Raw genomic sequence first — 17,819 nt, 5'->3', positions numbered from 1 at the left:
GCCAGACTCCGTTCCCCGGTCTGCGGACGGCGCCGTCGCAACGCGCGCCGCCTCACGTCACTTGTCGTCGGGGTTGGCGCACAGGCCGCTGTCGTTGTCCGACAGCACCGGCACCGCGATGACGTTGACGTCGATGAAGCAGGCGTTCAGGTCGCTGAGCACCTCGGAGTCGTCCAGGTTGACACCGCCGACCTGGTGCGACATGTCCAGCTCGGGGGCGTCAGCCATCGCGGTGGAACCGAAACCGAGAAAAGCGCCCGCGATAGCGACGGCCGCGCCTGCCTTCTTCAGCACGAAAATCTCCTCTGTTGAATCGTTCAGAAAGGAACGTGTCGGCGTTGCACACGTTCCTCAAGTCCGGCAAGACCGTATCCAAACGGTCATGAGTCACCAAATCGTCAATCGCGCTCTGGCGTGACGATCCCACTTCAGATCACACCTTCGAGTGGCGCCTTCTTTTCGCCATTTAGTTTTGTTTCGCCGGATGACCAGGCCAAAGAAGCAGGCATCTCGTTCGCACCCCGCCATCGGGTGAATGTGTCCGCACGCATGCTTCGCCCGAGACGACCTCACGCCCGTCGCGCCGTGCCGGAGGACTCAGCCACAGGCCGCACACAGGGCTGAGACCCACGTCCGATGCGGACGATCTGTGCGACTAGACCAGGTTGGCAGAGATGGCGTTGTGCGCGGAGTTCATGCAGCGAGGAGCCGAACGTGGGCGCGCGGTGGCCGACCAGCACAAGAACACGCAGGCGCGCCGACTGCTCCCGGCACGCCCGAGCACCGTTGTGCACGCGGCGGTTTTCCTCGCACCAGTTTTCGACAGTCAGCCCGCGGAGAATTCAGACTCGAATCTGGTAACACGAGAGAGTGAGAAGGTCCCCACTCAGCACCCTGGGTAACGAATCCCCGGCGTCGGTTTCATTCGATGAGGTCGCCTGAAAGCAGATTCGGCGGGTAACCGGCGGAAGCCGCATTGACCGAGGGGAGTCCATCTGTGGATCGCAAGCGGATCGTGCCCTGTGTCGGCAAACTGGCCGGGCTTTGCCTGCTCGCCGGTGTGCTGCTCGCCGGGCTGCTCTTTCCGGCCACGGCGACGATGGGGGCGTTGTCCAACAAGCTCAGCGATCAGGTGGATTCCACTCTGGCGATGATACTGGCCACGGAGCCGCCGTTGATGACGACGGTGACGGACAAGCATGGGACACCGATCGCGTACCTGTACGACCAGTACCGGGTGCGGACTCCGCCGGACAAGATCTCCCAGCCCATGAAGGACGCGTTGCTCGCGATCGAGGATCATCGCTTCTACGACCACCACGGCGTCGACGGTCTGGCCACGTTGCGCGCCGCGGCTCGCAACAACGCGAGCGGCTCGGTGGAACAGGGAGCGTCCACGCTGACCCAGCAGTACGTCAAGAACTACCTGGTACACGTGCTGGCGCGTACTGACAGGGACGCGCAACACGCCGCTCAGGAGCAAAGCCTCACTCGCAAGCTGCGGGAGGCGCGCATCGCGGTGGGCATCGAGACGGCGCTGAGCAAGGACGAGATCCTCGGGCGCTATCTCGATCTCGTGCCGTTCGGTTCGACGATCTTCGGTGTCGCCGCCGCCTCGCAGGCCTACTTCGGCACGACACCGGACAAGCTGACCGTCCCTCAGGCCGCAATGCTCGCGGGGATGGTGAACAGCCCGACCGCGCTGGATCCGGAGGCACGGCCGGACAAGGCGTTGCAGCGCAGGAACCTCGTGATCGACGCGATGGTCGCCGGCGAGAAGTTGAGCAGGGACGTGGCGGATCGCCACAAGGCCGCTCCGCTCGGCCTGCACGAGCCGGTTCGCCCGCTGCGGACAGGTTGTGTCGGGGCGGGACCGTCGTACGGGTTCTTCTGCTCGTTCCTGGTGGAGTACCTGACCGAGGCCGGTTTCAGCCTGGAGGAGCTGAAGATCGGCGGCTACCGGGTGGAGACCACACTGGACCCGAAGATCACCGAGCACGCGAAGCAGGCGGTCGAGGCCCAGGCGCCCAAGAACACGCCGGGCGTGGCGAACACGATGGCCGTCGTCCGTCCGGGAAAGGACGCCCACGAGGTCGTGGCGCTGGTGGCCAACCGCGACTACGGCCTCAAGAAGGAGGAGTTCCAGACGCAGTTCGACCTGCCCAGCGGAGTGGAGAACAAGTTCGGCACCGGCTCGGTGTACAAGATCTTCACCGCGGCCGCCGCCCTGCAGAAGGGAATCGGCATCGACACGGTGATCCCCTCCCCCAACTCCTACACCTCGAAGGTCTTCAAGGGCGGAGCCGCCTCCTGTCCCGCCACGGGTGAACCGAACACCTACTGGTACTGCCTGTCCAACCACAACGACCGCTACCCGCCACAAATGCCACTGCGGCAAGCGCTCGCGACGTCACCCAACACGGCGTTCGTCATGCTGGAGGAGAAGACCGGTATGGATGCCGTGGTGGACATGGCGTCCCGGCTCGGCATGCGCAAGACGATGGCCACGAACATCGCCGGAGTACCGCCCACCACGAAGGGCCCCAAGGACCTGCGGGTTTCTCAAAAGCAGTACTACGCCGCCAACGCCAACGCCTCCTTCACCCTGGGCCCCGCACCGTCGAGCACCCTCGAACTCGCGAACGTCGCTGCCACGATCATGAGCGGCGGCACCTGGTGCAAACCCACCCCGATCCGGCGGGTGCTCGATCGGGACGGCAAACCCGTTGAGCTGAAACGACCTCCGTGCGAGCAGGCGGTCCCGGAACCGCTGGCCGACGCACTCGCCGTCGGCCTGGGCGACGACAGCAAAGGCATCGGCAGCTCGGCACAGGCAGCGCGCAAAGCAGGGTGGAAGCGCCCGATGATGGGCAAGACCGGGACCACCGAGGAGTACAAGTCCGCGGCGTACCTGGGAGCCACCCCCGACTACGCCGCCGCCGTCCAGGTGTTCAACGACAGCACCTCACCGAAAGGCATCTGCATTGGCGGCGGACCGCCGCGACTGTGCTCCGAGGGCAACATCTACGGCGGCACCGTGCCGGCGGCCACCTGGTTCGACACGATGGTGAAGGTGCACGCCGACCTGCCGGAGAAGCCCCTGCCGCAGGTGGAGGAACGCTACCTCCGCGGCGATCCCGGACTGACGGTGCCGGACGTCGTCGGCTCGGAGATCAGCAAGGCGTCGGCGATGCTGCGCGACGCGGGTTACCAGGTGAGGACCGTATCCATCAGCTCACCGAAGCCCCGAGGCGCCGTGGTCGCTCAGTCACTGCGGGGCTTCTCCCTGCGAGGCGCACCGGTGACGCTCTCCGTCAGCAGCGGCCCCGTCCTGCCTCCCACGACGACTTCTCCACCGAAGCCGCCCTCCCCTGCCGCGGTCCTGCCGCCTCCCGCCCCCGCAATTCCGTCCGCCCCGCACCCCGGCTGACACCCCCTGGCGTCACCAGAACTCGTTGCAGACCTCGGTCATGGCGTTGCGCGATGGCAGCGACGAACGACGTGACCGTCAACGCCACCGCGACCACCGCAAGCCCCGGAAACCGCTCCCCAGGACCACCCTGAACCGCCACGACGGGGGTAGGAGGTCACCGAAAACCGAGATGCCGAGCGCCGCCGCCACCTCCGCAGAGGTGTTGAGCAACGCGTTGATGTCGGTGGCCCACTCGTCCGGCGCTGTGTGGGTGAGGCCCGCGCCCAGGACCCAGCAGGACCACCCAGGCGATGTAGTTGCGGCCGAACAAAAGGAGTTGCGCTGTCACGAGGAACTAGCCGAGCGCCAGCAGGCTGGACACGCGGAATGAAGCGATCCGGGCCACCAGCGGAAGGCCACACCGAACGCGACGACCCACAGAGTGAGCGCCAGGCCCGACTCCAGCGCGGCGTTGGAGCGGTATACGCCGCGTGCGCCATCGGAGAACGACGGCGGTCTCACCGCCCGCGAGCTGACGGTGCTTGGACTGATCGCCGATGGGTTGACGGCTGGTGCGGTCGGCCACCGGCTGTTGATCTCGCCGCGGACCGTGCAGAAGCACCTCGAGCACATCTACGCGAAGCTGCGCACGACGGACAAGGTCTCTGCGGTGCTGAAGGCGCAGGCTCTCGGATTGCTCGCGGTTCAAGGATCGATGCGATAGCCCACCTCCGGCACGGTGTGAATCATCTTAGGCTGGCCACACTTGCGCCGGCGCGGCGGAAATGTGCCCAGCGCGGCCCATACTGGTTGAGCGGTGCGTTCGACCCGCGATTGAATGCCGCGTGGCCATTCGTCGAGTTCGGTCCGTACTCCGAATTCCACGAACGTGGCGAAGACATCGAATACAGGTGGCAGCAGCATCACGCCAACTCGCGACAAGCGCCGCAGCCGGCCGAGCTGCGGTCGTTCATCGCGGCGGCGATTCGTGAGCCTGTGTGGTGCAAAACTAGGCTCAGCGGGTCTGACCTGCCTTAGGCCACCGCGGGTTCGTACTCGTTGATCAAGCCGCCGAGTACTCGCGACGACGAACGGACCTCTGACCATTCCCTGGACGTCCGACAGGCCCAAGGAATACGTGGCGTTCAAGTCGCTCGCCTCCGCGATGTCCGCCCTGCCGACCAGGAACCACCCGCGCAAGCAACCGTCCGCCGCCGCCGTGAACCAGGCATTCGCCGAGATCACCGCCAATCGCCACGAGCGGACGTGGTCCGCAGTCCCCAGCACCCGCGAGCCCTGACCGCTCAACCGAGCAGCTTCACGAGCTTCGCCGGCGCCAGCACGCGGTAGCTCTCAGTCAGCAACTCCCGCACCTCGTCCCAATCCACGTCCGGCAGCACCTTCAGCCCGACCACGTCCTTGCCCCACGCCGCCCGGAAGAACGGCTCCCCGGCTCCGGCCAAGGCGTCGAACTCCTCGGGCTGGGCGCGGAACGTCATGATCACTGTTGGTTCGGTGAGTTCGACGGCCCGGCTGTACGCCCCGGTCTCACCGGGATGCGCCATGAAGACGTGCACGAAGCTGCGGTTGCGGACGCTCCACCGCACGCCCACCCACGCCGCTTGCTCGGTGGCCTCCGGCAGCGCAGCGCAGATGGCCCGCACCTCGTCCAGCACCCGGCCCGGCACGTCCGAACGATCGTTCACGGCACACAACGCTACGCGCCCGCTCCCCGTCCACGGGCATAATTGCCCCGATCACCATCGATGCCCCGTCGCTGAGCAGCCAGGCCGTCACCTCGGCCACCACGCGCAGTTCGGCCACGCCCACTTAACGGCGGCGCTCTCGATGAGGCTGTTGAGATCGCGCCTCATGGCGCCGTAGGTGGGCAGGACCGGGGGTTGGCGCGGCGGCTGCCGATGCTCGACGTGTTCACGATCGCGCCTCCACCTCCCCGTCGCACAAGGGCCGCCTGTGCATTCGTGGCAGTCCAGCGGGCGCGGAAGTTCACGGCGAACTGCTCGTCGATCTCGGCCTCGCTGGTTGGTGGTGTCCGAGCGGGCCGGGTTGCTCGCGAAATTTCAGAATGCCCTCGTCATGTCCACTCTGGTGTCCAGAAACGGCTGCTCGAGCGTGCCTTTGACGAGGACATGCACCCCCGCGACGCCGACCCGATCTGGGCACTCGGCGGGCTCGATCCAAGATCGGGACGTGGCCGCGCGATCCAGGCGAGCGCTGTGCTCAGCCTGGATCGCGCATTGAACCAATCGGCCCACTGCCTAAGCGCCCCGTTGAATCTAGACTGGCAGTAAATCCGGTAGCTGAGACGCGCGATCCCTACCGAGACGCCCGGAAATCATCGAGACTCGATACGGTTGTTCATGCAGCTCAAGACCGTCGTACTGAGACCAGTGCAACTGCTTGATACTCGACAGGATCCGTTCACACCGAAGAGGTCACTGTCGCACGGCCTGTTCGGTCCATGGAGCGAACGGCGTTGACGAGCCTTCTCGACCAGGCGGAGCCCACCCGAAGTCGCTGACGCAACGCCTCCGACGAGATCGGCCGCTGGTAGAGCTCACGATGGCGGATGTCCTCACGCCTCGCACGTTCCAACAGCTCGTCGTCAGCCGTCGACACCGTGTCTACCAGCTCGGTTGAGTCACTGACTCTTGCCTTGACGGGCAGCGGTGCCGGCTGATTCTCAACCTCCGAGCTAACGCGCCGAGCACAGTTCATGCCCTGTAGCAGCCGCGGCCCCACGTCGGACCAGCCGATGAGCAGCAGGGGCCCGACCGCATCGAATGCAGCCTTGCCGTACTCCCCTGCGATGACGGGATCGGCAATGTTCAAAGCCAACGTGACCAAACTGCAGAACATGAGCAGGCGACGGACGGGCTTGAGTTGCTCTTCACCTACTCCGTTCGCCGCTGTATGGCGCAGCCCGAGCAGCAACCCCACTACGGACAGGTCGACCGCAGGGGCAACCAGTGGAGCGATCCATCCCTGCACGCCAAGCCTGAGCCCCAGACTCAGCACGTTGCCGAAGCCGAACAAAAAGGTCAGTCCGACCACCGTGCCCATGATTACTTCGACGATCCGGCGGACACGCGTCTGGTCAGACATGTTCACCGATCCCCATCCGCAGCTGCGTCTCCTGGGGCCGCTCGGCCGCGGCGCTCTCGCCGTAGTGGCGTGGCATGTCCTCTGAGGTCCATCCGAGCAACAACATCAGGTCGCCGGTATCGCCGCCTGCGCGCTTCCACTCGTGCGCGAAGTTGTGCCGCCACCGATGCGCGTGCACGCCTTTCAGTCCAGCGGATAGTCCTCGGCGCTTGATCATGATCTTGATGCCGTTGGGCGTCAGCGCACGGATGCCTCGATCGGCGAGCCACAGTCTGGCAGCTCGACGCCCTTGTGCTTCGCACGGGCCCGAAGGTAGCGGCTGATCGCCCGGGCGCTCTTGGGTCCGTACCGGACACGGCGGTCCTTGTTGCCCTTGCCGTGGTAGTGCACGGAGTCGGTGTCCTGATTGAGGTCGTCGAGGCTGAGGTTGCCGACCTCCGACAAGCGGCCGCCGGTGTTGTAGTAGAGCCGGATGATCGCTTCGTCGCGAAGCTGCACGAAGTCCTTGCCCTTGCAGGTGCCGAGGACCTTCTTGGTGTCGTCGTCGCGGATGACGGCGATCAACTTCTTCTGCGGCTTGGGCTGCTTCACCCGGTCCATCGGCGAGCGGTCGATGTCCTCCGCGTCCTCCACCAGCCACTTGAAGAACTGCTGGAGGCCTTTGTGCTTGTTCAGTGCCGTGGCACCCGACCGGGTCTCGATCATCCAAGCCTGGAAGAACTCGACGTGCGCCTTGGTCACTCGCACGGGTCGTCGGCCGCGTCGTCGGCCTCCGGGTCGGGCGAGTACTCCGCCAGGTAGCGCGCTAGCTGCGCGGCGGCGAGGAGGTAGTTGTAGCGAGTGGTCTCCGGATGACTCGCGGATCGCAACGTGCGGTCCCAATCACGCAGATAGCCGGTCCAGGTCTCGGAGAGGCCGTTTGAGAGCTTGTTCAGATCCAGAAGAGGCATTGTGAAAGCCCTCCGAGCAAAGGGGTCGATGAGCGTCGTGCTCGACCCGGCAGAACTCGGCAAGATCACAAAAAGAGGATTCTCACAGTATCTGACCTGCGAGAACCCTCTTGGCGTCGGGACGACAGGATTTGAACCTGCGACCCCTTGACCCCCAGATACGGGTTCGCAGGCCGCTGACCTGCAAACAAGCACGTTGGACGCAGTTCGGCGCACTTGACTGCGAATCAAATGCGTTGCCACCTTTTGCACAGCCACCAAGATCCACTCCTTCGTGCCAGAGTTCCACTCGACCTCGCTTCACCTGCGACGCCGCACGAAGAAGTCCAGCAGGCCGTTGCCGAAAACGAGAACCGATGGCTCCAGCGACCCGCCGTTCGCCTGCTGCCGAACGCGATCACGGTCTTGTCCATGTGCTCGGGCCTGTCCGCGGTGCACTTCGCGAACAGCTGGACTCAGTCGTCCCGCTGTCGGCGCGAGCGAAGGTTCTTACGGAGTGCTGACGTCGCAGCTTGCGCCCAGTCGACGTCGCCTGCGCCTGCGTATGCCCCCTCAGACACGGCGCCTACGAGGAGGACGTATGACACACCGCGTAACCGACAGGCGGAAGTTCCGGCTGATCGCTTCGTTGTCGGCGGTGGCCGTGGTGGCAGCAGGCACCGCCACCGCGGCACTGGCCGCCAGGAACGGCGATCCGGCGCCGCTCAGTGCGTTCGTGCGCATCGACCAGGTCACCTCCAACGTCGTCAACCCGAAGTTGCAGCAGGGCGGCACCAGCGGCGTGTTCACGGTCGACTGCGGCACGAACGAGAACGGCAAGTTCAGCGCCGACAACCCGGTCGCCCAGCCGGGTCTGCGCCACGGCGCTCAGCACGTCCACGACTTCGTGGGCAACCTGTCGATCAGTGCCGAGTCCACCGATGAGAGCCTGGAGGACTCGGACACGACCTGCCGCAACGGCGACCGGTCGTCCTACTTCTGGCCGGTCGTCCGGATCAACCCGAAGGCCAACGTGAACTCGTCCGGCTCCAGCCCGGAGAAAATCAAGGAGGCAGGCGGGGCGGAGGTCGCCTGTCCCTCGGTGAAGGACAGGTTGCCCGCAGTGCCGCAGCAGGCCCGCGACGAGGTGACCAGGAACCTCGCGTTGCTGGACCAGCAGGTCAAGGAGGCCAGCGACCGAGTGGCGCGCAACGAGAACCCCGGCGACCCGAACTTCGTGAACAACGCAATCCTCGGCCCGCTGCGCAGCAAGCGGGTGGCCACGCTGGACCGGATGGCGATCGCCATCGGCCGGTCCGCGCGCAAGCCGAACCTGATCTCACTCGCCGACTGCGACGTGCGTTTCGGGCACGGTGGGCACTCGCAGGCTCCTCGCAAGTTCGCAGCCCAGGACGGCGCGAAACAGGACAGCCCCACGCCGACGATCAAGTGCCCGTCCGTGCGCGGTGCGCTGCCCGGTGTGCCGGACCAGGCGGTCGACGAGGTGGACCGGAACCTCGCGTTGCTGGACAAGCAGATCGCCGAGGCCAATCAGCGACTGGTCACGAGCAAGGGCCAGGGTGGGCCGAACTTCGTCGACAACGCGATCCTCGGGCCGTTGAAGGACAAGCGGGTCGCGACCCTCGACCGGATCGCCATCGCGATCGGCCGCAACGCCTCGCGGCCGCAGGGACTTGAACGCCTCGCACCGTGCGGCCTCAACGAGACCGGCAACGCGGGCGGAAACAACAACAACGACGGCGCCAACGACCCGGCCCTGGCTGCTCCCACCGGCAAGAACCTGGAGCTCGTCGGCAACAACGGCAAGATCGTCCGGCCGGCCCAGGTGAAGATCGAGTACCGCGGCAACGCGGCCAGCAAGGTCACGGGCATGCCGAAGTTCCTGAAGATGGTCGTCGGTGACGCCAAGCCGACCAGCCGCGGCCCCGCCAACGCCCGTGCCACGTGGACCTGCAGCGGGTTCGAGGACCGGCTCTCGGACAAGTACGTGATTTGCCCGAACGGCAGCAAGGTCATGCGGGTGCACGACTTCGCGGGCTGCTGGGACGGCAAGAACGCCGACAGCGCCAACCACCGCGACCACGTCCGGTTCGCCGACAAGCAGACCGGCGCGTGTCCGCAGGGCTTCAAGGCGATCCCGCAGCTGCGGATCAGCATCTCCTACGACATCTCCCGCGACGTACAGGAGAACGGTCAGTACCAGCTCGACGCGTTCCCGGAGGAGAACCACAACCCGTTCTCCGACCACAACGACTTCGCCAACGTCAACTCCGACCAGACCATGGCGCAGATTGTGAAGTGCGTCAACGAAGGACGGCGCTGCGGCTGATCGTTACCGTCGGGGTGCGGTCGCGCCGTCCGCACCCCGCTCAGCCCGGCGGGAAGCCTTTGGTCACCTGAAGCGCAACCTGGCCGACCTCGTAGCGGGCAAGAGCAACCGCATGTCGCGCTTGCCTCGTACCGGGGCCGGACAGGTGCGGTCGTCGCTTCGCAGCATCGGCGTCGCTCTGCCTGATCACCAGCGCGCGTTCGTCACCAGCTGAGGTCACCTTCTTGGACCGGAGATCACGTCGTGCCTGCGCCGTCCGACGACCGGATTCGCGGACAGAGTCGGATCAGCTCCAGGCGGTGGTGGCCTGGAGCACCGCCTCGGTCAACGCCTCCGTGCGCAACCGCGTCACCTCCTGGTAGCCGGCATCGGCCACCATGCGGCTGAACGCGGTCCGGTCCGGGTAGCGCACGATGATCACCGCGTCCCAGTCCTGGCCTTCCTCGGCCACCAGCACCGTGGAGCCCGTTCCGGCGTAGACGATCTCGCCGCCGTACCGGGGCAGGAACGTCTCGCGCAGCTGACGCGCATACTCCTCATAGGACTCCGCACCGCCTTCGGCGAACCGCAACAGGTTCAGCATCACCACCGGCCCGCCAGGATCTTCGGCGAGCAGTCGCTTCAAGTCCGCACCACGTGGATCAACGGCCATGTGCACAGCATGCCTTGCAGCGCCGCCGCCCGCATCGGTCAATCCACCCGTCACTGCGGCCTCACGTGGTGACAGACCTGCTACTCACCACGAGCAGTCTGTCGTCATCACGCAGCACCGCCACCGCCGGATCCTCTCCCCAGATCCGCTGACCGTGTCGCATCACGGCGAGCACCTGATGCCCGCAGGCGCGTGGCGAACGGCCGACCTCGTCCTGCGTCACCGCGCGTTCGGTCAACGTCCACTCAAGATCAGCAGACTCATCGGCGCCGTCCTGTGGCCGCGTCGCGCCGGGTGCCCATTCGTAGACCTGACGGACGTCTACAACGTGATCGGCGCCCGCGTGTTCGATCAGCTCGCGAACTTCACGGCTGTGGACCACGGTGATGATCGTGGCTGTCTCGTTGAGCGAACGCACTGCGGACGTGGTCCGAACGGCCGTCTCGTCATCCGGAACCGCGACAACGACATGGTCGGCGTCATGCGCGCCGGCCAACCACAAGGTGCGTAAACGCCAGCAGGGACCGACCACCGCCGGCACACCTTCCAGCACAGCTTGCTCGGCCCGCACGGGATCCGAGTCGACCACCATGAAGCCGTTCGCGTGGCCATTTTCACGCAGCGCCGCGACGACGGCTCGACCGCGGACGCTGTAACCGATGAGCACGGTTCGCGAACTCACCAAATCTCCCATCGCGGACTAGCCGTGCTCCCGGAGCAGTTTGGCGCGGACGCTCACCACGACCGGTTCGCGTCCGCCTCCCCATTGTGACGGAAACCTGCACTGTGCAACCTTGCGAGGTCCTTTCGATGATCGCGTATGTCGAGCAGTTCCTGGATCAACGGTCGCTGCGGACAATGAGGACCAGACCTACGGCGAAGATCACAGCGATCACGGTCAACCCCGCCCATCCTCCCCAGGAGGCCAGAGCCAGTACCGCTACAGGTACGACTACGAACAACCCGGCCAGAACCGCTGGACGGAGGACACCGCTGGAGTCGAAGAGGAATCGGCGCATCACCACAGCCTGGCAAACGTCCTAGGAGGACATTCAGGTGGGCCGACACGCAGCACCGCAATTGCTGCTCCTCGGCAACGAAGTACCCTCTCGCACGAGGAGGCTCAATGGCGATGGAACCACCCGAGCAGGAACCCGACTACCGGTTCTCGTTGGCCAACGAGCGCACGTTTCTCGCCTGGATCCGCACCGCGCTGGGTCTGCTCGCCGCGGGCGTGGCGATCCAGCAGTTCGTGCCCCCGTTCGCGATACCCGGCGCCACGACCGGTCTCGCACTGGGATGCGTCGGGCTGGCCTTCGTCGTCGCAGTGGTCAGCTTTCCCCGGTGGCGGCGCGTCCAGCAAGCGATGCGCACTGGGGCTCCCCTGCCGCGCAACTCGATGATCGTCGTGCTCGCGGCCGGAGTGGTGTTGATGGCGTTGTTCGCGGCGGTGCTGGTGGTGGTCGGATGAATCGTGACGCAGGCCTGCAGCCTGAACGCACAGCGCTGGCATGGAACCGCACCGCGCTGGCCGCCGCAATGTGCTCATTGCTCCTGCTGAACACCGCAGCACGGCACGGCTGGAGTTCGGCGATCGTTCCTGCGGTGTGCACGGCAGCCGTGTCCGCATCTCTAGTCATGCTCGGCCGTGATCGTCAGTCGACCGTGAAGCAATCGCGCGGACTGTTCCTGATCAGCGCTCTCGTGAGCCTCGCATGTGTCTCCGCGCTACCACTCGTGTGGAACGGCCACTGAGCCGCGATGTGTTCGGTGGAAATCTTGCTGACCACGGACCAGCACTTGTGTTGGGACGGTGAGTTCCGCAGACGCCGCAGAGCTGTCAGTCACCAACGGGTCCGCTGCTCAGCACGACAAGTTTGTCGTCGCAGCGCAACTCCCCGACCTCAGGATCCTCGATCCAGATCCGCTGACCGTCCCGCACGATGGCCAGCACGTCGTTGCCACACTCCCACGGCGAGCTGCCGACCTCGTCCTGCATGACCGGACGCTCCAGCACGGACCACTCCAGCTCCGGCAACTGATCGCACACGATGCCGTCCATCTCCAGCGCCCACTCGCCGACCCGATCCGCGACCAGGACGTGATCGGCGCCGAGGTACTCGATGAGTTCCTGCAGTTGTGTGCTGTGGACCAGGGTGGTGATCGTGGCGGCCTCGTTCAGGCTGCGCACGACCGAGGTGATGCGCAAAGCCAAAGCGTCGTCGGTCACGGCGACGACGATGTGGTCCGACGTGTGCACGCCCGCCGACCACAGCACGTCCAGGCGCCAGCCTTCACCCGCTACGGCGCGTACACCGTCCACTCCGGCTTGCACGACGCGTTCAGGATCGGAGTCGACGATGGTGAAGTCCGTCGCATGACCTCCGGCGAACAGCGTGCTCAGGACGACACGGCCGCGCGCGCTGTAGCCGATGAGCACGACATGTGAGCGCATCCGACGTTCCCCATCTTGCGCGGGCGGGTGCCGACCGATCCTGCCGGTCGGCACCCGGATCTCCCGTGGTGGCCTGGCGCGGACGCCCGCCCCGATCGGTGGCGTCCGCCCCGCCATTCTGATGGAGTCCCGCACTGTGCAACCTTGCGAGGCACTTGCGATCTGATGTCATTGTCGCGACGAGCGCGAGCGGCGCGGACGTCCACCTGTCCACAGGTAGATCCCGCCTACGACGGCCACCATCACGACGACACCGAGGATCGCGTCGGAGCCGTCACTTCCGTTCTCCTGAGCGATGTTCTGCGTCCTGGGCACGGTGGGCACCGCCTGGGGAACGGTGGGAACGGGCGCGGGGCTGACCGGTGCGGCGGCGAGCGCGGCGAGCGGAATGGCTTCCGTGTCGGTGAAATCGACCATGCCGGTCGCTTCGAGAACTTGGATGTGGTCGAGCACGACTTCCATGCAGCGCTTGGCGAAGTCCCGGATCAACGTGTTGCGGGTGCCGGTGCGAACGACCGCGAGGAACTTGTAGACACCACCGTGCGCCGCGCGGAGGCGGTTGGCGAAGACCCGGTCGAACTCGGCGCTGCCGGCCGGGGCGTTGGTCATCTCCGCGATCCAGCCCTTCTGGTCCGCGTTGGACTCGCTGGGCAGCGGGACGTTCAGCGTGCGCCCGAGCTCGAGAACCTTGGCGTCCAGTTCGGCGTGGCCGTTGATCAGATGACGGCCCGCCTCCTTCACGAGAGGATTGGCGGACTTCTCCAGTCCCAGCCGACCGGCGGGCCCCTCCCACAATCCAGCCAGTCGAACCTTGACCAGCATGTCCCTGCCCGCAGGTCCCATCGGGCCGAACTGGGTCTGCGTGTACTCCGGCCCGAATTCGGGTTGGGCGGACGCCTGCGGAGCCGCGAGCGAACAAAGGATCGCGAGCACCGTCACCACCTGGGCGAGACGTGTGAGCACGTGGATCTCCCTCCGCGTAGAGCGGCGATCGTGTGTACCGACACGGAGGGATACGGACGAATCGGACCGGCAAGATTATTGCATTGTGCAAACGTTATCTACTCGTTATCAACGCAGATCGTGCAGTAGTGAGGTCCCAGCGGCCTGTCCGAGCCCGTCCACCCTGCCTGATCAGCCTGCAGCCACAGCAAGTCCCACGCGAACAGACCTGTGGCACTGGTGCGGCGCGACCGGCCGCATCCGTCGCACACCAGGATTGTCCCTGTCATGCCTTCGTCAGTGGTGGGCATGCCTGTCACGACTGGTAGGGCCTTTCATCATCCCGAGACAGACGCCGGCCGTCTCTCGTCGGCTGACGTCTGACCTTCCCCGGAAGCGCGCGGGCACGCGCCCACTACGGGCGATCCCCCGCGGCGACAAGCATGCCTGACGCGTGCATTGTGCAACCTTACGAAGTCCTTTCGAAGGCATACATCTCAGCCGCGATGCGGTCACCATGGCAACGTGGTAGAAGCAGCACTAGAAACCTACGAAGAAAAGCGGGACATGGATTTCTCCGTGCTGCTCGTGGACGACGACGAGCGCATCCGCCAGGCACTCGGCCTGGCCCTCGCGGACGAGGGCTTCGCCGTGGACGAGGCCGTCTCGGGCGAAGACGCGTTGAGCCGGCTCGACGACAGTTCCTTCGACGTCGTCCTGCTCGACCTCATGCTGCCCGGGGTGGACGGCCTGCAGGTCTGCAGGAGACTGCGCGCCCAGGGCGATCTGCCGATCATCATCGTGACGGCGCGCACTGACACGCCCGATGTCATCGCCGGGCTGGAAGCGGGCGCGGACGACTACGTGACCAAGCCCCTGGTGGCGAGTGAACTGGCCGCACGCATCCGGGCATTGTTGCGGCGACGTGGCGGCACGAGGGAGAACCTGTGCTACCGCATCGAGGACCTGGAGATCTGGCCGGACGAAGGCGTCGTCAAACGTGGCGGTGAGGAGATCCGGCTGACGCGCACCGAGTTCCGCCTCCTCGCCGAACTGGCCGGGGGCGGCGGGCGCATCGTCACCAGGGAACAGCTGTTGCAGCGGGTGTGGGGGTACGACTACTACGGCGACACCCGGTTGCTCGACGTGCACATCCGCAGACTGCGCACGAAGGTCGAGCACAACCCGGAAGATCCGGTGTTCGTGCTGACGGTGCGCGGTTCCGGTTACAAGATCGGCCCCCCGAGATGATGGTGCCTCGCCTCTCCCTGCGCTGGCGGGTGGCGGCCGCGTTCGGTCTCGGTTCAGTGCTCGTCACCAGCCTGCTGGCCCTCGCGACGTGGAACCTGGCGTCGGACTACATGCTCCGGCAACGCGTGCAGGCCACGACCCGTCAGGCGGAGGTCAACCTGCGCCTGGTCGAGGCGGCCGTCCGCTCCAACTCGGACGGGCTGACCGAACTGCTGACCGGTCTCACCACCAACCCGGATTCGACGATCATGCTCTTCCACGGGAACGAGGTGCTGACGAGCGGACGGCAGGTCGATCCCGCCGTCGTTCCCGCCGAGCTGCTCGCAATGGCACGCGATGGCACGCCCGCCAGGCAACGCCTCAGGGCCGACGGCATCCCGGTGATCGCGGTGGCCCAGTCACTGGCCGACGGACAGGGCGTCTACGTCGAACTCTTCCAACTCGTCCAGCTCGACCGCACCTTCCGCTTCCTCAGCGGCCTGCTGATCGCCGGAACCGTGCTCAGCGGCATGATCGGCGTCGGACTCGGTTCCTGGGCCAGCAGACGCGCGCTGAGACCATTGACCGAACTGACCGCCGCTGCGTCACGCATCGCCGGCGGCGATCTGAAGGCACGACTACCCAGCCAGCGCGACCCCGACCTCGGACCACTGGCCAGCACGTTCAACACGACCGCCGACGCGTTGGAGCAACGGGTGCTGCGCGATGCCAGGTTCGCGGGCGACGTCAGCCACGAACTCCGCTCACCTCTCACGACGATGGTCAACGCCGCCGCGGTGCTCCGGCGCCGGCAGGCGGAGTTGCCCGGCACGGCGGGCAAGGCACTCGGGCTGCTCACGTCCGAGGTCGACAGGTTCGCCCGCATGGTGGTCGACCTGATGGAGATCAGCCGAGCCGACCAGGACGGCGACAAGGCTGACTTCGAGCCGCTCGACGTCGGTGGCCTCGTGCGCGGTGCCGCAGGTTTGCGGCTGGGCCAGGACGTCGAGATCGTCATCGAGTCGCCACCGCCACTGGTGCTCGGCGACCGGCGCAGGCTCGACCGCGTCATAGGCAACCTCATCGAAAACGCCGAGCAGCATGCCGGAGGCGCCGTCCGGCTGGCCGTGCTCCACCAGGACGACAGCGTCCGGCTCGAGGTCGATGATGCGGGACCCGGTGTACCTCATGACATGAGGAGCCAGGTGTTCGAACGTTTCACCCGTGGCGCCAGAGCGGGCAGCCGGGGTGCCGACACCGGCAGCGGACTCGGTCTGGCGCTCGTCGCCGAACACGTCCGCCGCCATCACGGCAAGGTGTGGGTCGAGGACCGCCCTGGCGGTGGAGCGCGATTCGTCGTGGAGCTTCCGGAGGCCCTCGTATGAGAATCTTCTTGGTCGCCGCCGCATGCCTTCTAGCTGCTGCCTGTGGAGTGTCCACACAGGATGAGCCTGAACCCCTGGGCACCACGACCACGCACAACGAGGCGCCTACGCCGGTGGTGACGCAGCGGCGCCATTCGGCACCGGCAACCACTTCAACCACCTCGAGCACCCCTGCCGCTTCGACGGCACTCGCTCCATCACCCGGCACGACCGGCGATCGTTAGGCACTCGTCAGGCGCAGCGGCCGGGAAATCGACAGAATGGACGGAATCCGCCGGAGGGACTCCGTTTTGAGCCGAAGCCGATCCATGCCTGCCGACGCGGACGCCGTTTTCGACGTCCTGTCCGATCTCGACAACATGACCGCCTGGCTGCCCGACTCCGTCGAGGTCGAGTTGTCCGGCCCCAACCTCATCCGCCTGTGGTTGCCGGGCCTGCACGCTGATGTCGACGTCGAGCGACAGGTCACCATCGACTGGGAACGGTTGCGCATCACGTGGGGCAGCGAAACCACGACGAGCTGCAACGGCACCCTCCAGGTTCTCCGGCTGACCGCAGGCCGCAGCGCGGTGTCCGTGCGCTTGACCGGCCCGCCCGGAGCTTCACGGAGCACGGTCGACACCTGGGTCGAATCAGCGCTCGACGCCCTCGAAACCGTCGTAGCTGACGAATGCCGTACAAAACAGGCAGTACACCAACCAGCTCTGTGATCACAGCACCGAAGTTGCGGTACAACAGTCGCATGACCCGGTCCAAGGTCGGCCCGAACGACGTCGACGCGCTCACCGACGCCGTGCTCACAGCCTCGCGCCTGCTGGTCGCCGTGTCCGCGCGCTCGCTCGCGGCGTTCGAGGAGACCCTCACCCTGCCGCAGTTCCGGATGCTCGTCGTCCTGGACAGCCGGGGATCGATGAAGCTCAGCTCGTTGGCCGAACTGCTGGACGTCAACCCGTCCACCGTGACCCGCATGGTCGACCGCCTCGTGACGACCGGGATGATCGCACGCCAGCCGAACCCGGCAACGCGCCGTGAGGTCGTGACCGAACTGACCAACGCAGGTCGGCGGGTTGTACGCGGCGTGACCCGACGGCGTCGTGCGGAGATCGGGAAGATCGTCGCGAGGATGCCCGAGGATGAACGGCGTGGGCTCGTCGATGCGCTGACCGCCTTCACCGAAGCAGGCGACGAGCCCACGGTGACCACGGCTGATCTCGGCTGGATCTGAACGGAGTCAGCCCAGCCGCCTTCCCGCATCGACGGCGACCACCAGCAACACCAGCGCGATGGCGGCCCCGACCACCACCTGGTTGACGCGTTCCTGCTCGGCCTGCTGTGGAC

At 66.0% G+C, this 17,819-nt stretch carries 21 protein-coding genes; 10 read left to right on the top strand and 11 right to left on the bottom strand.

Annotated elements, in window-relative coordinates:
- Nucleotides 1–57: 57 nt before the first annotated feature.
- The gene (locus ORI60_RS11390; RefSeq protein WP_266037003.1) at nucleotides 58–294 is read right to left on the bottom strand and encodes a hypothetical protein; all 237 of its coding nucleotides are present in this window, start codon (nucleotides 292–294) and stop codon (nucleotides 58–60) included.
- Between the two features lie 703 nt (nucleotides 295–997).
- Between ORI60_RS11390 and ORI60_RS11385 the strand changes: the two genes are divergently transcribed.
- On the top strand, nucleotides 998–3,430 hold the full coding sequence (locus tag ORI60_RS11385) for a transglycosylase domain-containing protein (RefSeq protein ID WP_266037001.1): 2,433 nt from the start codon (nucleotides 998–1,000) through the stop codon (nucleotides 3,428–3,430).
- A gap of 424 nt (nucleotides 3,431–3,854) precedes the next feature.
- The gene (locus ORI60_RS11380) at nucleotides 3,855–4,136 is read left to right on the top strand and encodes a response regulator transcription factor (RefSeq protein WP_266037000.1); all 282 of its coding nucleotides are present in this window, start codon (nucleotides 3,855–3,857) and stop codon (nucleotides 4,134–4,136) included.
- Here the strand turns inward: ORI60_RS11380 and ORI60_RS11375 are convergent.
- Nucleotides 4,118–4,336: a hypothetical protein gene (locus ORI60_RS11375; protein WP_266036998.1), complete on the bottom strand. Its 219-nt coding sequence runs from the start codon at nucleotides 4,334–4,336 to the stop codon at nucleotides 4,118–4,120. The two genes, ORI60_RS11380 and ORI60_RS11375, sit on opposite strands and share 19 nt — an antisense overlap.
- A 214-nt stretch (nucleotides 4,337–4,550) precedes the next feature.
- Between ORI60_RS11375 and ORI60_RS11370 the strand changes: the two genes are divergently transcribed.
- Entirely contained in the window at nucleotides 4,551–4,712 is a 162-nt protein-coding gene (locus ORI60_RS11370) for a hypothetical protein (protein WP_266036996.1), read from the top strand.
- 4 nt (nucleotides 4,713–4,716) lie between these two features.
- Here ORI60_RS11370 and ORI60_RS11365 read toward each other — a convergent pair whose 3' ends face one another.
- From ORI60_RS11365 to ORI60_RS11345, 5 genes are all read right to left on the bottom strand, one after another.
- Nucleotides 4,717–5,118 carry an MmcQ/YjbR family DNA-binding protein gene (locus ORI60_RS11365; RefSeq protein ID WP_266036994.1) on the bottom strand — a complete coding sequence of 134 codons (402 nt, stop codon included), beginning with the start codon at nucleotides 5,116–5,118 and terminating at the stop codon, nucleotides 4,717–4,719.
- A gap of 736 nt (nucleotides 5,119–5,854) precedes the next feature.
- On the bottom strand, nucleotides 5,855–6,538 hold the full coding sequence (locus ORI60_RS11360; RefSeq protein ID WP_266036992.1) for a hypothetical protein: 684 nt from the start codon (nucleotides 6,536–6,538) through the stop codon (nucleotides 5,855–5,857).
- On the bottom strand, nucleotides 6,531–6,755 hold the full coding sequence (locus ORI60_RS11355) for a hypothetical protein (RefSeq protein ID WP_266036990.1): 225 nt from the start codon (nucleotides 6,753–6,755) through the stop codon (nucleotides 6,531–6,533). The genes ORI60_RS11360 and ORI60_RS11355 overlap by 8 nt, the downstream gene beginning before the upstream one ends.
- A gap of 20 nt (nucleotides 6,756–6,775) precedes the next feature.
- Entirely contained in the window at nucleotides 6,776–7,285 is a 510-nt protein-coding gene (locus ORI60_RS11350; protein ID WP_266036989.1) for a tyrosine-type recombinase/integrase, read from the bottom strand.
- Nucleotides 7,276–7,488 carry a hypothetical protein gene (locus ORI60_RS11345; RefSeq protein WP_266036987.1) on the bottom strand — a complete coding sequence of 71 codons (213 nt, stop codon included), beginning with the start codon at nucleotides 7,486–7,488 and terminating at the stop codon, nucleotides 7,276–7,278. The genes ORI60_RS11350 and ORI60_RS11345 overlap by 10 nt, the downstream gene beginning before the upstream one ends.
- Nucleotides 7,489–8,068: 580 nt before the next feature.
- Between ORI60_RS11345 and ORI60_RS11340 the strand changes: the two genes are divergently transcribed.
- A complete protein-coding gene (locus ORI60_RS11340) occupies nucleotides 8,069–9,817 on the top strand; it encodes a DUF1996 domain-containing protein (protein WP_266036985.1) in 1,749 nt (582 codons plus the stop codon).
- A 286-nt stretch (nucleotides 9,818–10,103) separates the two neighbouring features.
- Here ORI60_RS11340 and ORI60_RS11335 read toward each other — a convergent pair whose 3' ends face one another.
- Complete coding sequence (locus tag ORI60_RS11335) at nucleotides 10,104–10,442, bottom strand: DUF1330 domain-containing protein (protein WP_266036983.1); 339 nt, start codon at nucleotides 10,440–10,442, stop codon at nucleotides 10,104–10,106.
- Between the two features lie 88 nt (nucleotides 10,443–10,530).
- Nucleotides 10,531–11,151: an NAD(P)-binding protein gene (locus ORI60_RS11330; protein ID WP_266036982.1), complete on the bottom strand. Its 621-nt coding sequence runs from the start codon at nucleotides 11,149–11,151 to the stop codon at nucleotides 10,531–10,533.
- Between the two features lie 444 nt (nucleotides 11,152–11,595).
- Here ORI60_RS11330 and ORI60_RS11325 point away from each other — a divergent pair, with 444 nt between their 5' ends.
- Together ORI60_RS11325 and ORI60_RS11320 are read left to right on the top strand one after the other, a co-directional pair.
- Nucleotides 11,596–11,940, top strand: coding sequence for a YidH family protein (locus ORI60_RS11325; protein ID WP_266036980.1), 345 nt, complete (start codon nucleotides 11,596–11,598; stop codon nucleotides 11,938–11,940).
- Entirely contained in the window at nucleotides 11,937–12,224 is a 288-nt protein-coding gene (locus tag ORI60_RS11320) for a DUF202 domain-containing protein (protein WP_266036978.1), read from the top strand. Before ORI60_RS11325 ends, ORI60_RS11320 begins: the two co-directional genes overlap by 4 nt.
- Before the next feature lie 85 nt (nucleotides 12,225–12,309).
- Here ORI60_RS11320 and ORI60_RS11315 read toward each other — a convergent pair whose 3' ends face one another.
- A complete protein-coding gene (locus tag ORI60_RS11315; protein WP_266036976.1) occupies nucleotides 12,310–12,924 on the bottom strand; it encodes an NAD(P)-binding protein in 615 nt (204 codons plus the stop codon).
- A gap of 168 nt (nucleotides 12,925–13,092) precedes the next feature.
- Entirely contained in the window at nucleotides 13,093–13,887 is a 795-nt protein-coding gene (locus ORI60_RS11310; protein WP_266036974.1) for a DUF4142 domain-containing protein, read from the bottom strand.
- A 546-nt stretch (nucleotides 13,888–14,433) separates the two neighbouring features.
- Here ORI60_RS11310 and ORI60_RS11305 point away from each other — a divergent pair.
- From ORI60_RS11305 to ORI60_RS11290, 4 genes are all read left to right on the top strand, one after another.
- Nucleotides 14,434–15,117, top strand: coding sequence for a response regulator transcription factor (locus ORI60_RS11305; RefSeq protein WP_266036972.1), 684 nt, complete (start codon nucleotides 14,434–14,436; stop codon nucleotides 15,115–15,117).
- A complete protein-coding gene (locus tag ORI60_RS11300; RefSeq protein WP_323055900.1) occupies nucleotides 15,114–16,481 on the top strand; it encodes a HAMP domain-containing sensor histidine kinase in 1,368 nt (455 codons plus the stop codon). Before ORI60_RS11305 ends, ORI60_RS11300 begins: the two co-directional genes overlap by 4 nt.
- A gap of 260 nt (nucleotides 16,482–16,741) precedes the next feature.
- The gene (locus ORI60_RS11295; protein WP_266036971.1) at nucleotides 16,742–17,191 is read left to right on the top strand and encodes an SRPBCC family protein; all 450 of its coding nucleotides are present in this window, start codon (nucleotides 16,742–16,744) and stop codon (nucleotides 17,189–17,191) included.
- Between the two features lie 32 nt (nucleotides 17,192–17,223).
- Nucleotides 17,224–17,706, top strand: coding sequence for a MarR family winged helix-turn-helix transcriptional regulator (locus ORI60_RS11290; protein WP_266036969.1), 483 nt, complete (start codon nucleotides 17,224–17,226; stop codon nucleotides 17,704–17,706).
- Nucleotides 17,707–17,819: the final 113 nt, after the last annotated feature.

Origin of the sequence: Lentzea sp. NEAU-D7 (genome assembly GCF_026242055.1) — a bacterium.
Classification (GTDB): domain Bacteria; phylum Actinomycetota; class Actinomycetes; order Mycobacteriales; family Pseudonocardiaceae; genus Lentzea.
Note: the sequence above shows the minus strand (reverse complement) of the source record. Positions and strands in the feature narration are given on the sequence as shown.